Source organism: Nocardia niigatensis NBRC 100131, assembly GCF_000308655.1.
In the GTDB taxonomy this organism is placed as follows: Bacteria; Actinomycetota; Actinomycetes; order Mycobacteriales; family Mycobacteriaceae; genus Nocardia; species Nocardia niigatensis.
Window position 1 is genome coordinate 19,981 of sequence record NZ_BAGC01000109.1, and the last position, 12,607, is coordinate 32,587.

The following is a 12,607-nucleotide window of genomic DNA, read 5'->3' on the forward strand; positions in this document are numbered from 1 at the left end:
TAGGAGAACCCCATGCCCGAGGCGTACATCATCGATGCCGTCCGCACCGCGGTAGGCAAGCGAGGCGGTGGCTTCGCTCAATCGCACCCGGCGGACATGGCCGCGCACGTCATCAAGACGGTGGTCGGCCGCAACGAATTCGACCCCGCCGACATCGACGACGTGATCCTGGGCTGCCTGGACAACATCGGAGCGCAGGCAGGCGATATCGCGCGCACCGCCGCACTGGCAGCGGGCCTGCCGGAGTCGGTACCCGGCGTCACCATCGACCGCCAGTGCGGTTCGGCCCAGCAGGCTGTGAGTTTCGCCGCACAGGCGGTGATGAGCGGGACCAGCGATCTCATCGTTGCCGGCGGCGTGCAGAATATGAGCCAGTTCCCCATCCTGTCCGCCTTCCAGGCCGGCGAACCGTTCGGTTCGACCGATCCTTGGACCGGCTGTGAGGGTTGGCAGGCTCGCTACGGCGCGCAGGAGATCTCGCAGTTCCGCGGCGCCGAGATGATGGCCGAACACTGGAACCTGAGCCGGGAGACCAACGAGGCCTGGGCCTTCCAGAGCCACCAGCGCGCGCTGCACGCGATCGAGGCGGGCCGCTTCACCCGGGAGATCACCGAGTTCGCCGGCGTCTCGGTCGATCAGGGACCACGCGCCGACACCTCCCTCGAGAAGATGGCCGAGCTCAAGACCCTGACAGAGGGCGGACGCCTCACCGCGGCGGTCGCCAGCCAAATCTCCGATGGCTCAGCGGCGCTGCTCATCGCCTCGGAGGCGGCGGTCGAGCGGTACGGCTTCAAGCCCCGCGCGCGCATTCACCACATGTCCGTGCGCGGCGCGGATCCGGTGATGATGCTCAGCGCTCCGATCCCCGCCACCCAGCACGCGCTCAAGCGGGCCGGGCTGTCCATCGACGACATCGACGCGGTCGAGATCAACGAGGCTTTTGCGCCGGTCGTACTCGCTTGGCTGGCCGAGATCGGCGCGGACTCGGCCAAGGTCAACCCGAACGGCGGCGCGATCGCGCTCGGCCACCCGATCGGCGCGACGGGCGCTCGGCTGATGGTCACGCTGCTGCACGAGCTCGAACGCACCGGCGGCCGCTACGGCCTGCAGACCATGTGCGAGGGCGGCGGCCAGGCCAACGTCACCATCATCGAAAGGCTCTGACATGCATCGGGGCCTGTACGAGCCCGACCATGAGGCGTACCGCGAGACGGTTCGTGCTTTCCTCGAACGAGAGGTCGTGCCCCACAAGGACAAGTGGGACGAGGACCACTGGATCGACCGTGAGGTCTACACGAAAGCCGCGACCGCCGGGCTGTACGGACTCGAGATCGCCGAAGAATACGGCGGTTCGGGCGTCCACGACTATCGGTATCGGATGGTCGTGTGTGAAGAGGTGTCGCGCATCAACGCCCTCTCGTTCAACCTCACGATCAGCTTGCAGGACGACCTGGTCCTGCACTACCTGCTCGATCTCACCAACGACGACCAGAAGCAGCGCTGGCTGCCCGGCTTCGCCGCGGGCGAGATCATCGGCGCCCTCGCAATGACGGAGCCCGGGGCCGGCAGCGATCTGCGGGGAATTCGCACGAGCGCGGTCCGTGACGGCGACCACTGGATCATCAACGGGCAGAAGACCTTCATCTCCAGCGGCATCATGGCCGATCTGGTGGTGGTCGCCGCCCGCACCGATCCCGCGGCAGGTTCGCGCGGATTCAGCCTCTTCGTCGTCGAACGGGAAACTCCCGGGTTCGAACGTGGCCGCAAGCTCGACAAGATCGGGCTGCCCGGGCAGGACACAGCCGAACTGTTCTTCGAGAATGCCCGTGTTCCGCATGCGAACCTGCTCGGCGAGGAGGGAAACGGCCTGCAGTACTTGATGAGCCATCTCCCGCGCGAGCGCCTCGGCGTCACCGCCAAGGCGCTGGCGACCACGCGGGCGATCCTCGACCAGACCATCGAATACTGCAAGCAGCGGCGGGCTTTCGGCCAGCCGATCTCCGACTTCCAGCATGTCCGGTTCGAACTGGCCGAGATGGAGACCGAGGTCGACCTCGCCGAGGCGTACACCGACAAATCGGTGCTTGCCTACAACGCGGGCGAACTCGATCCGATCGACGCGGCCAAGGGCAAGTGGTACGTCAGCGAGCTTCAGAAGCGCGTCGTCGACCGCTGCCTGCAACTGCATGGCGGGTACGGCTACATGACCGAATACCCGGTCGCCAAGGCCTATGTCGATACCCGGATCCAGACGATCTACGGAGGCACCACCGAGATCATGAAGGAACTCATCGGACGGGCGATCGCTCGCTGAGCCCCCGACCGGCCACCACCGGCTACGCTGGGTGAACAACACTGAGGGCCCCGGACCAAACCAGGTCCGGGGCCCTCGGCGCACCGGTCGAGAACGCCACTGCGCTCAACCGGCGACGCCACGCTCGATCAGGTCGTCCACGGCCGGGATTCCCCACTCCGTCAAGACATCTCGGGTGTGCTGGCCCGGCGACGGCGGCGGATTCCCCAGCTCGGTCCGCGACAGCGAGAACCGCGGTGCGGGCGCGGATTGCACCACACCGCCGTGGTCGACGATCGAGCCGCGCGCCTCGATGTGCGGGTGCGCTACGGCTTCGCGCAGACTGACGACGGGAGCGACGCAGGCATCGGACCCCTCGAAGACCTCGCACCACTGCGCCATGGTCCGCGTCGCGAACGCCGCGGCGAGTTTGATCCGGATCGCCGGCCACGCGCGGCGATCGTGTTGCCGCGCAGGATCTTCGTCGATACCCAGCCGAGCCAGCAGCTCGGCGTAGAACTTGCTTTCGATCGCCCCGACCGCCATGTGGCGGCCATCCGCGGTTTCGTAGGTGGTGTAGAACGGTGCACCGCCATCGAGCATGTTGGCTTCTCGCCGATCGTTCCACGCTCCCGCGGTGAGAAAGGCATGGATCCCGGTCAGCAGATGCGCAGCGCCGTCCACGATCGCGGCGTCGACGACCTGTCCCGCCCCGGTCCGCTCCGCCACCCGCAGCGCGGCCAGAATACCCACCACGAGATACATTCCGCCGCCGCCGAAATCGCCGACGAGATTGAGCGGCACACTTGGCCCGGTGTGGGCGTCGCCAATGGCGTGGAGCGCTCCGGTCACCGCGATGTAGTCGATATCGTGGCCGGCGCTCTGGGCAAGCGGGCCGGTCTGACCCCAGCCCGTCATCCGGCCGTAGATCAGGCGCGGGTTCCGTTCCAGGCAGGCGTCCGGCCCGAGCCCAAGGCGCTCGGCGACGCCGGGTCGGTAGCCTTCGACGATCACATCCGCATGCTCGAGCAACTGCAGAACGACTTCGACCGCCTCCGAACGTTTGAGGTCCAGGATCAGCGATCGCTTGCCCCGATTGAGCAGGTCCTCCTCCGGCTTGCCCGGAAACACGCTGCCGGCGGCCGCAGGGCGATCGATTCGGACCACGTCGGCGCCGAGATCCGCCAGCATCATGGTGGCGAACGGTCCCGGGCCCAGGCCGGCCAGTTCGACTACCCGCACCCCCGTGAGCGGACCGGAATATGCGGTGGGACCGCCGGTTTCGACTGTCATACGTGTCTCCGATTCATCTGCGCCCCGCTGGATAACAGAACGCGCCCTGCGAACCGGTCCTGAGCCGGTATCTGGTTCGCAGGGTGCGCGGCCTCGCTGCAGTGGGTGTCAGCAAGGGGTCCTCTCCTATGAGGAAGATCGAGCGGCGCGTCCCGAAACGACGAGGGTTGGGCGGCTCGAGATCCCGGGACGCGCCCTTTCCTTGCTGCGTCTAGGGGCGTCCGACGAGGCAAGGAGTTCTCGGACCCGGTCGGATTCGGCTCGTGCGGACCGGACAGCTGGCCCGCACGAGCCGACGGGTACACCTGGGACAGTGATCGGGTAATCGAGCGAGAGGCTCGTGTCCCGGGTGCACCCTCCTCGCTGCCGCCGGGTAATTCGGCAGCAAGGAGCTTTCCTCACACCGGCGGTATCAGAAGACCTTCCGCATGATCTTCATCGCGAGATCGGTATAGGGCGGATACATGAGCCGGAGATCCGGCTTGAATGTCTTCTTCAGCACCGCCTTCCGATGACTCAGTGCCTCGAAACCCCAGCGGCCGTGATACGCGCCCATACCGCTCGCGCCGACACCGCCGAACGGCAGTTGCGGCACCAGGTAATGCATCGCGATGTGGTTGATCACGGCGCCGCCGGACGGGATTTCGTCGACCAGGCGCTGCTGCACCGCGGACGACCCGCTGAAGAAGTACGCGGCGAGGGGCTTCGACCGGCTGTTCACGAAAGTGATGGCGTCATCGAGGCTTTCGTAGGACAGCACCGGCAGGATCGGCCCGAAAATCTCCTCCACCATCAGCGGTTCGTCCGGATCCGGGTCGACGACAACCGTCGGCTCGATCGACAAGGACGACCGAGTCGTCCCACCGCCCGTGACGATCTTGCCGCGCGTCTGCTCGAGATAACCCGAGAGACGATCGAATTGTCGCTCGTTGACGACGCGCCGACCGTCGACATGCCCGTCGCGCTCGAATTCGCCGATCAGCTCGACGACCTTGTCCACCAGCTTGTCCTGGATCCGGTGATCGGCGAGGACATAGTCCGGTGCGATACAGGTCTGCCCCGAGTTCATGAACTTGACCCAGGCCAGACGGCGGGCAACGACCTCGAGATCGGCGTCCGCGGTGACGATGACCGGGCTCTTACCACCGAGTTCCAGCGTGACCGGAGTCAGGGTGGGAGCGGCGGCGGCCATGATCTTCTTGCCGACCTCGGTACCACCGGTGAAGACCGCGTGGTCGAAGCCCTGGGCCAGCAACGCCTGGGTCACGCCGGCATCACCTTCGACCACCGCGACAGCGGTGCTGTCGAAGTACTTCGGCACCAGCCGGGCCAGCAGGGCGGAGGTCGCGGGCGCGAGCTCCGAGGGCTTGATGACGGCGCAGTTTCCTGCGGCGAGCGCCGCGATCAACGGCCCCAACGTCAGCACGACGGGGTAATTCCACGGCCCGATGATCAGGACGACGCCCAGTGGCTCGTACTGGATCCAGGCTGAGCCCGGATACTGAATGAGCGACAACGGCTGGCGCTGTCGTTTCATCCAGCCGCGCAGGTGCTTGATCGCGAAGACGGCTTCGCCTCGGGTGGAGGCGATATCGCCGAACCACGCCTCCCGCTTGCTCCGCCCGAGGTCCTCGGCGAGTGCCGCCGCGACCTCGTCCTCGCATTGGTCGAGCAGCTTGACCAGGTTCCGCAGCTGTTCGAGACGCCACTCCACGCTCCGGGTCCGCCCCGAGGCGAACCCGCGCCGCATCCGCTCGACCACGGCCGTGATCTGTTCGGTGCTCATCAGTTCGGCGCTCATCGCAGTGTCGCCGGAAGATGCTTGACGGCGTGCACGAAGTTGCCGACCAGGTAGGACGGCTCGCCGACCCTCAGGTCCGGCGCGCGATGCAGCAACTGGTCGAAGATCTCACGCAGCTGGATCTTGGCGACGAAGTTGCCCATGCAGTAGTGCGGGCCACCGCCGCCGAAGCCGACGTGCGGGTTCGGCGACCGCGTGATGTCGAAGACGTCCGGGTCGGTGAAGACGGTCTCGTCCCGGTTGCCGGAGGAGAAGATCGTGGCGACCCACTCCCCCTTCTTGATCTCCTGCCCGCCGAGCACGGTGTCCTGGGTCGCGGTCCGGCGGAAGGTCATCACCGGCGTCACCCAGCGCACCAATTCCTCGGTGGCCGAACCGATTCGCCCATCGAAATCGTCGAGCAACAAGGACTTCTGCTCAGGGAAATCCTGCAGCGTCTTGATACCGAGGGAGATCGTGTTTCGCGTGGTGTCGTTGCCAGCGACCGACAGCAGCACGAAGAAGGAGGCGATCTCGTCATCGGTCAGCCGCTGACCGTCGACCTCTGCCTGCACGAGGTTCGTCATCAAGTCCGAGGCCGGGTTCTTACGCCGCTCCTGCGCGAATTCCATTCCCATCATGAGCAATCCGACGAGAGAATCGTTGAGCAGCTCGACCGGCGCCCGACCGCCGGCGACATCCTCGTCCGCCCAGGCGACCATCGCGTCGGCCATGTGCGCGGCTTCGTCCCGCTGTGACACCGGCAGCCCGAGCATCTCGTAGATCGTCCACATCGGCAGCCGCTTGGATACCTGGTGCACGAAGTCGAACTCGCTGTCACCGACCTCGAGCAGCTCGTCGACGATGGTTCGCGCCTGGTTCTTGATCTGATCGTGGATCTTGGCCACCTGCTTCGGCGTGAACGCCGAGCTGATCAGCTTGCGCAGCGCGGGATGCCGGGGCGCGTCCATCGCAAGGAACGACGAAGCGGCCTCGAGGATGTCGGGCGGGACTTCCTCGAGCTGAACACCCAGGCCAGAGCAGAAGACCTCGGGCTGCTTGCTGACCTCGGTGATCAGCCGATGGCTGGTCACCGCCCACACACCATCATTCTCCGGGGGCATCAGCGCGCCCTCGATCGGCGGGTGCCAGCTGATCGGTCGTTCGGCGCGCAGCACGCGGAAGGTCTCGTCGCGCTCCGCGGCGGTCTTCGACCAGAACGACAGGGGCGAGATGCTCAGCGGATCGTAGGCCCGGGCAGTCGTTTCGATTGCCGTAGTCATATCAGCACTTCCTTGCAATGCGATTGAGCGTCGCTAGTTCTGAACCGCGGACGCAGGGTTCTTGTACAGCTTCTCCAGCTCGCGCTTGACGAGCTTCCCGGTTGCGGTGCGCGGCAACGAATCGACGAAATCCACACTCTTGGGGGCCTTGTAACGGGCCACACGGTCCCGCGCGTAATCGATGATCTCGGTGGCCATATCGCTCGTGGGCGCGACACCGGGATGCAGCTGAACGACGGCTTTGACCTGCTGGCCCATCTCGGCGTCGGGAACTCCGATCACGGCCACGTCGAAGATGGCCGGGTGCAGGGTGAGGACGTTCTCCACTTCCTGCGGATAGATGTTCACGCCGCCGGAGATGATGACGAACGACTTCCGGTCGGTCAGGAACAGGAACCCGTCCTCATCGACGTACCCGAGATCGCCCACGGCCGTCCACGTCGGATGTTCCGGGTGCTGTGCGGCAGCGGTCTTCTCGGGATCCTTGTGATAGGTGAACGGCAAGGTCTCGCGCTCGAAGTAGACGGTGCCGACCTCACCGGAAGGCAGCTGCTTACCGTCGTCGTCGCAGATGTGCACCGGCCCGAGAACACTGCGGCCGACCGAACCCGGCTTCCCCTCCCAGTCGGGCGTCGTGATCACGGTCAGCCCATTGGCCTCGGTGGAGCCGTAGTACTCCACGAGAATCGGCCCCCACCAATCGATCATCGCGCGCTTGACATCCGGCGGGCACGGCGCAGCGGCGTGAATGGCGAGACGCAGACTCGAGATGTCGTAGTGGTCGCGGACTTCAGCCGGCAACTGCAGCAGCCGCACGAACATGGTCGGAACCACCTGGGTGACCGTCACCCGATACTGCTCGATCGCCCGGAGCATCTCCTCGGCGCCGAATTTCTCCATCATCACCACGGTGCCGCCATAGGCGTGGACCGCACCACACCAACGCAACGGAGCCGCATGGTAGACCGGGGCCGGTGAGAGGTAGACATCGGACCCGTTGACGCCGAACAGCTTTCCGACCGCCATGGTCAGCGGGTCGCCAGGCTGGTCGACCGTGATCGGCAGCAGAGGCGGCTTGATGCCCTTGGGCCGGCCGGTGGTGCCGGACGAATACAACATGTCCGATCCACGAGGCTGATCGGCCAAGCGCTCGCCAGCACCCTCGAGCTCTCCGGTGTAGGAGCTGTAGCCCTCGATGTCTCCGCCGAAGACCATCCACTGCTCGACACCGGACGCCAAGTCCCGTATCCCGTCGGCGAGTTCGCCGACGGCGGCTGACGCGACAACGATCTTGGCGTCACAATCCTCGATGATGTACGCCGCTTCCGCTGGCGTCAGATGCCAGTTGATCGCGGTCACGTATAAACCGGAACGCAGTGCCGCCCAATAGATCTCGAAACACTCGGGCGCATTGTCGGACACCAGCGCGATGACATCGCCCTGGCGCAGTCCGAAGTCGTGCAGCACACGGGCGAACCGTGCCGAATTCTCGTCCAACTCGCGATAGGTAATCGTCCGGCCGGTACCGGCCATGATCACCGCGGGTTTGTCGGGGGTGGACAGGGCGTGGACGCCTGGAAACATTGTGCGGTACCTCTCCGCTCGATCTGTTGCGCTCTGCCGGATCAGACCAGAAGGTCCGCGCGACCGTCCTGCTTCAGGCTTTCGATGTAGACCGGGTAGAGCTTGCTGCCCAACGGAGCCAGCTTGAGCATGCTGGCGACATTCCCCCCGATCTTGATCTTGCCCTTCGCCATCGCGAGCGGCAGATTGACCTTTCCTTGCCAGTAAGCGTTGCCCGTGTCGGCAGTCATTCGCATGGTCGCCGTCGTCTTGCCGAAATGCTCCTGACCCAGCTCGACCGCGCCCGCGGGTGCGTCGATGACCAGGAAGGTTTCCGGATCCGAGAACTCGAAGCCGAGAACGACACCCGTCGCCGCCAGCTTCGGGCCGATCTCCGGATCGGCGAATGCAGACTCGAAGATGCCGCCGATGTACTTGCGCACCTCGCCCGCGTCCTTGAAGGCCATGTCGCTTCCTCTCCCACGGGGCAGCACCCCTGCGTTCTAGAATATATCTTTGATTAAATTTCGTTCCGAGACTTCACCGGAAACCTTCAGATCAGGATTCCGGGCGACGTCCGTCGGGTGAGCCTTGTGGTGTGCCTCACAAGCGATGCGAGTATCGTAAGCATAAGTCGACTTATGCACAAGACCCGCGGGAAACTTCGAGCCAACATCGGTCAACGCCAACCTGACACCCAAGACGGAGATCAATGGCCATCAAGCAGGACTACTTCGACACCGCGCTCGAGCTGCTGTCAGAGCAGGGTTACAGCGCACTGAAGCAGGCGACGCTGTGCAAGCGTCTGCGGGTGACGACAGGATCCTTCTATCACTACTTCGAGAACTGGCACGATTTCACCTCGCAATTGCTCGAGCACTGGCAGGCGGAGCGGACGACGCAGTTGGTCGAAGCGGCGCAGCAACACCGAGATCCACTCGCCCAACTGGACGCCCTGCTGCGGTTCGCACTCGCTCTCCCCCATCGCGCCGAAGCGGCGATCCGGGTCTGGAGCAAGGTCGACCCCGAGGTCCGTTCGATTCAGGACGCCGTCGACGCCCAGCGTCTGGAAGTGGTCGCGCATGCTGCCCGAGCGATTCTCGACGACGAGGAGGAGGCCCTCCACCATGCCCGCTGGGGCCTCTACCTCCTGGCCGGCTATCAGGAGCTGGACTCCGGCGAGAACCCGGAGGCACTCGAATGGGTCCTGAGCCGGCTACTGCAAGAGCTCCGGGACAGGTCAGTCGAAAAGCGCCACGTAGCGCCAATCTAGAACCGGCCGTTCATGATTGACGGTTTGGCCACCAGCGAACACCTGCGACCGGAGGTGAACCAGGCGACCTCCGGTATCGAGCGGGACAACCTCTTCGACAGTGATCACACTGCGTAGCGTGTCGCCTTCGTGCACCGGCCCGACGTGGTCGCACCCGTGCCAGCCGACGACCGTCGCCAGATTGGGGAATGCCCGGGATGCCTGGGACAACGCGATGCCGATGGTGTGGCCGCCGTAGACCAATCGACGACCACCGGCAGCGTCTGCGTCGTGGTGCACTCTGGCGATATTGAGGGTGATCCGGGCCAGTTGCGGAGCCGCGTCGACCACGTCGCCACCAATCACCTCCACCCGCTGACCGGCTTCCGGAACAGGGCCGCGGGTGCCGCCCCCGGCCAGTGCCGCGACATCCCAATCCCGCACCGCCGCATTCCAATTCAGATCCGCGTCCGCACCGATGCCGTCCAGGTCATCGGCGCGGCCGGTATCGCGATCCATACGCAGCGGCAGCATGGCGCAGCGCCAGAAATCGAGTACGTCCCGACCGTGCTGATCGACGGTCCGAATGCGCAGGGCGACCAGTCCGGTCGAATCCCGATCAGGACGACGCCGGTTCTGCCGCAGCCCTTCGACCGTCGTCGTGGTGGTCAATGTGTCGCCTAGATGGGGCATCCTCCGGAAAACCAGCCCCCGGTAGAACAGATTGGCCTTCACGTGATGGGTGACCACTGTGGATTGACCGATGGCGATGTCCCATACCAGCGCCGGATGCGCCAGACCGGCCCGACCGGTAACTGCCGCGGACAGGCCATGATCGAGCGGAAGCCGGAGACGATCACCGACTATCGATTGATGCACGGCTGCAAGGCCATCGGACAGGGTGACCGACGGCGCGCCGTCGAATACCTGACCCGGCTCGAGTTCTTCGAAGTACGGCCCTTCGGCATTCACAGTGAAACTCCGCTCTTCAGCAATGTGCGGCGTGCAGCGACCGCGATCGCTTCGTCGATCATCTGACCATCGAGTTCCACCGCGCCTCGACCACCCTCATGGGCAGCGGCCAGCGCATCCACCACTGCGCGCGCGTACCGCACCTGTTCGCTCGACGGCTCGAACGCGAGGTTTATCGTCTCAATCTGCCGAGGATGAATCGCCCACTTGGCGTCGAACCCGATCCGCGCCGCGTGGCCTACCGCAGCCCCGAATGCGTCATCGACTCCCACCCCCAGATGCGGACCATCGACCACATCCAGACGATTGGTGCGCGCAGCGGCAATCACCCTGTCCTGCACCGCGATCCAGAGCGCGGGTTCCAGGCCGGCCGTCCTGCCCAGCGATGCCGCGAGATCCGCGTACCCGGTGATCAATGTAGAGAGCCGTGATGTCGCCGAAGCGATCTGCTCGATCCGGCTCAACCCGTCGGCGGTTTCGATCAGCGCTTCTACCGCGATCCGTTGAGCGTGGCCTGCTCCGGCCTCGACACCGTCGAGCAGACGATCGGCGAACTCGAGATCCCCCACCGACTCGACTTTGGGAAGAACGATGGAACTCGCAGGCACCCCCAGCCGCACTACCGCGTTGATATCCGAGTGGCACCAGGGTGTTCGGGGCGCGTTGACTCGCACCGTGATCGCAGGCAGCTCATCGGCGATCTCACTCCAGGCGATCGCACCGAGCAGCGCCCGCGCACGGTCCTTGTCCGCGGGCGGCACCGCGTCCTCGAGATCGATGACCACCTGATCCGCGCCGGCTGTCAACGCCTTGCGGATCTTGTACTCGTCGCCACCCGGCACACAGAGGACCGACCTCCGCCGTGGACGTCCCGTCATCAAGCACCCACCTTTCATAGTTTTTAATCTATGTTAAAGTATATCGATAGTTGTCCAAGCCCAACGAGGAGTCAACGGTGAGCGAGCTGTCCGCCGAGGAACAGCAGGTAGTGGCGACGGTGCGCGAATGGGTCGACCGCGAGGTCCGACCCGTCGCTCGCGACCTCGAGCACGCCAACGAGTACCCGGAAAAACTGATCGAGCAGATGAAACAGCTCGGTATCTATGGGCTGGCCATCCCGGAGCCCTACGGCGAAGCACCGGTCTCGATGCCGTGCTACGTGGGTGTGACCGAGGAGCTCGCCCGCGGCTGGATGAGCCTGGCCGGCGCGATGGGCGGCCACACCGTCGTATCCAAGCTGATCCTCACCTTCGGCACCGAGGAACAGAAGCAGCGCTACCTGCCGAAGATGGCCACCGGCGAGATCCGGGCGACCATGGCCCTCACCGAGCCCGGCGGCGGCTCCGACCTGCAGGCCATGACCACCGTCGCCAGGCGAGACGCCGACGGCTACACCGTCAACGGCGCGAAGACCTGGATCAGCAACGCCCGCAGATCGCAGTTGATCGCACTGCTGTGCAAGACGGATCCGGCCGCCGAACCCCGCCACCGCGGCATCAGCATCCTGCTCGTCGAACACGGCCCCGGCCTGACGGTTTCGCGCGATCTCCCCAAGCTCGGGTACAAGGACGTCGAGAGTTGCGAACTGCTCCTCGATGGCTACCGTGCGCCCGCGGACGCGGTACTCGGCGGGGTCGAAGGCAAGGGCTTCTCGCAGATGATGAAGGGCTTGGAAACCGGTCGCATCCAGGTGGCCTCGCGCGCCCTGGGTGTCGCCCAGGCCGCTTTCGACGACGCCTTCGCCTACGCCCAGCAGCGCGAGAGTTTCGGCGTGCCGATCTGGCAGCACCAGGCCATCGGCACCTACCTGGCCGAGATGGCCACCAAGCTCACCGCCGCGCGGCAGCTGGTCCTGCACGCCGCCCGCAAGTTCGACGCGGGCGAACGCTGTGACATGGAAGCAGGCATGGCCAAGTACTACGCCTCCGAAGTCGCCATGGAGATCGCGCTCAACGCGGTACGCATCCACGGTGGCTACGGCTATTCGACCGAATACGACGTCGAACGGTATTTCCGCGACGCTCCCCTCATGATCGTGGGCGAGGGCACGAATGAGATCCAGCGCAATGTCATTACGTCGCAACTCATTGCCCGCGGCGGCCTGACCCACTGAGGCCGCGTGAACCGGAACGGCCGGTGCTTGCGATCCTGATCGCAAGCACCGGCCGTTC

General features: G+C 65.1%; 11 protein-coding genes. 4 read left to right on the top strand and 7 right to left on the bottom strand.

Annotated elements, in window-relative coordinates; translation table 11 throughout:
• The first annotated feature begins 12 nt into the window (after positions 1 to 12).
• Both ON33_RS33170 and ON33_RS33175 read left to right on the top strand, forming a co-directional pair.
• The gene (locus ON33_RS33170) at positions 13 to 1,164 is read left to right on the top strand and encodes an acetyl-CoA C-acetyltransferase (RefSeq protein WP_040863107.1); all 1,152 of its coding nucleotides are present in this window, start codon (positions 13 to 15) and stop codon (positions 1,162 to 1,164) included.
• Position 1,165: 1 nt separating this feature from the next.
• Complete coding sequence (locus ON33_RS33175; protein WP_040863108.1) at positions 1,166 to 2,314, top strand: acyl-CoA dehydrogenase family protein; 1,149 nt, start codon at positions 1,166 to 1,168, stop codon at positions 2,312 to 2,314.
• A 105-nt stretch (positions 2,315 to 2,419) separates the two neighbouring features.
• On the opposite strand, the gene ON33_RS33180 is transcribed toward ON33_RS33175, so the two are convergent.
• The 5 genes from ON33_RS33180 to ON33_RS33200 all read right to left on the bottom strand — a co-directional run bounded on the left by ON33_RS33180 (position 2,420) and on the right by ON33_RS33200 (position 8,679).
• The gene (locus ON33_RS33180) at positions 2,420 to 3,586 is read right to left on the bottom strand and encodes a CaiB/BaiF CoA transferase family protein (RefSeq protein WP_040863109.1); all 1,167 of its coding nucleotides are present in this window, start codon (positions 3,584 to 3,586) and stop codon (positions 2,420 to 2,422) included.
• 412 nt (positions 3,587 to 3,998) lie between these two features.
• The gene (locus ON33_RS33185; protein WP_373281078.1) at positions 3,999 to 5,372 is read right to left on the bottom strand and encodes an aldehyde dehydrogenase family protein; all 1,374 of its coding nucleotides are present in this window, start codon (positions 5,370 to 5,372) and stop codon (positions 3,999 to 4,001) included.
• 11 nt (positions 5,373 to 5,383) lie between these two features.
• Positions 5,384 to 6,649, bottom strand: coding sequence for a cytochrome P450 (locus ON33_RS33190; RefSeq protein WP_040863111.1), 1,266 nt, complete (start codon positions 6,647 to 6,649; stop codon positions 5,384 to 5,386).
• A gap of 33 nt (positions 6,650 to 6,682) precedes the next feature.
• The gene (locus tag ON33_RS33195; RefSeq protein ID WP_083869484.1) at positions 6,683 to 8,233 is read right to left on the bottom strand and encodes an acyl-CoA synthetase; all 1,551 of its coding nucleotides are present in this window, start codon (positions 8,231 to 8,233) and stop codon (positions 6,683 to 6,685) included.
• A 41-nt stretch (positions 8,234 to 8,274) separates the two neighbouring features.
• Positions 8,275 to 8,679, bottom strand: a complete 405-nt coding sequence (locus tag ON33_RS33200; protein ID WP_040863112.1) for an SCP2 sterol-binding domain-containing protein — start codon at positions 8,677 to 8,679, stop codon at positions 8,275 to 8,277.
• Between the two features lie 245 nt (positions 8,680 to 8,924).
• Between ON33_RS33200 and ON33_RS33205 the strand changes: the two genes are divergently transcribed.
• On the top strand, positions 8,925 to 9,485 hold the full coding sequence (locus tag ON33_RS33205) for a TetR/AcrR family transcriptional regulator (protein WP_040863113.1): 561 nt from the start codon (positions 8,925 to 8,927) through the stop codon (positions 9,483 to 9,485).
• On the opposite strand, the gene ON33_RS33210 is transcribed toward ON33_RS33205, so the two are convergent.
• The gene (locus tag ON33_RS33210; RefSeq protein ID WP_040863114.1) at positions 9,453 to 10,436 is read right to left on the bottom strand and encodes a MaoC family dehydratase; all 984 of its coding nucleotides are present in this window, start codon (positions 10,434 to 10,436) and stop codon (positions 9,453 to 9,455) included. The genes ON33_RS33205 and ON33_RS33210 overlap by 33 nt on opposite strands.
• Entirely contained in the window at positions 10,433 to 11,332 is a 900-nt protein-coding gene (locus ON33_RS33215) for an HpcH/HpaI aldolase/citrate lyase family protein (protein ID WP_306307531.1), read from the bottom strand. The genes ON33_RS33210 and ON33_RS33215 overlap by 4 nt, the downstream gene beginning before the upstream one ends.
• A 59-nt stretch (positions 11,333 to 11,391) precedes the next feature.
• Between ON33_RS33215 and ON33_RS33220 the strand changes: the two genes are divergently transcribed.
• Positions 11,392 to 12,549, top strand: a complete 1,158-nt coding sequence (locus tag ON33_RS33220) for an acyl-CoA dehydrogenase family protein (RefSeq protein ID WP_040863115.1) — start codon at positions 11,392 to 11,394, stop codon at positions 12,547 to 12,549.
• The last annotated feature ends 58 nt before the right edge of the window (positions 12,550 to 12,607 follow it).

Bases quoted from the DNA above. Each gene is read 5' to 3' on its own strand.
- ON33_RS33185 (WP_373281078.1), bottom strand. From the start codon at position 5,372: ATGAGCACCGAACAGATCACGGCCGTGGTCGAGCGGATGCGGCGCGGG.
- ON33_RS33215 (WP_306307531.1), bottom strand. From the start codon at position 11,332: ATGAAAGGTGGGTGCTTGATGACGGGACGTCCACGGCGGAGGTCGGTC.
- ON33_RS33190 (WP_040863111.1), bottom strand. From the start codon at position 6,649: ATGACTACGGCAATCGAAACGACTGCCCGGGCCTACGATCCGCTGAGC.
- ON33_RS33195 (WP_083869484.1), bottom strand. From the start codon at position 8,233: ATGTTTCCAGGCGTCCACGCCCTGTCCACCCCCGACAAACCCGCGGTG.
- ON33_RS33170 (WP_040863107.1), top strand. From the start codon at position 13: ATGCCCGAGGCGTACATCATCGATGCCGTCCGCACCGCGGTAGGCAAG.
- ON33_RS33205 (WP_040863113.1), top strand. From the start codon at position 8,925: ATGGCCATCAAGCAGGACTACTTCGACACCGCGCTCGAGCTGCTGTCA.
- ON33_RS33180 (WP_040863109.1), bottom strand. From the start codon at position 3,586: ATGACAGTCGAAACCGGCGGTCCCACCGCATATTCCGGTCCGCTCACG.
- ON33_RS33175 (WP_040863108.1), top strand. From the start codon at position 1,166: ATGCATCGGGGCCTGTACGAGCCCGACCATGAGGCGTACCGCGAGACG.
- ON33_RS33200 (WP_040863112.1), bottom strand. From the start codon at position 8,679: ATGGCCTTCAAGGACGCGGGCGAGGTGCGCAAGTACATCGGCGGCATC.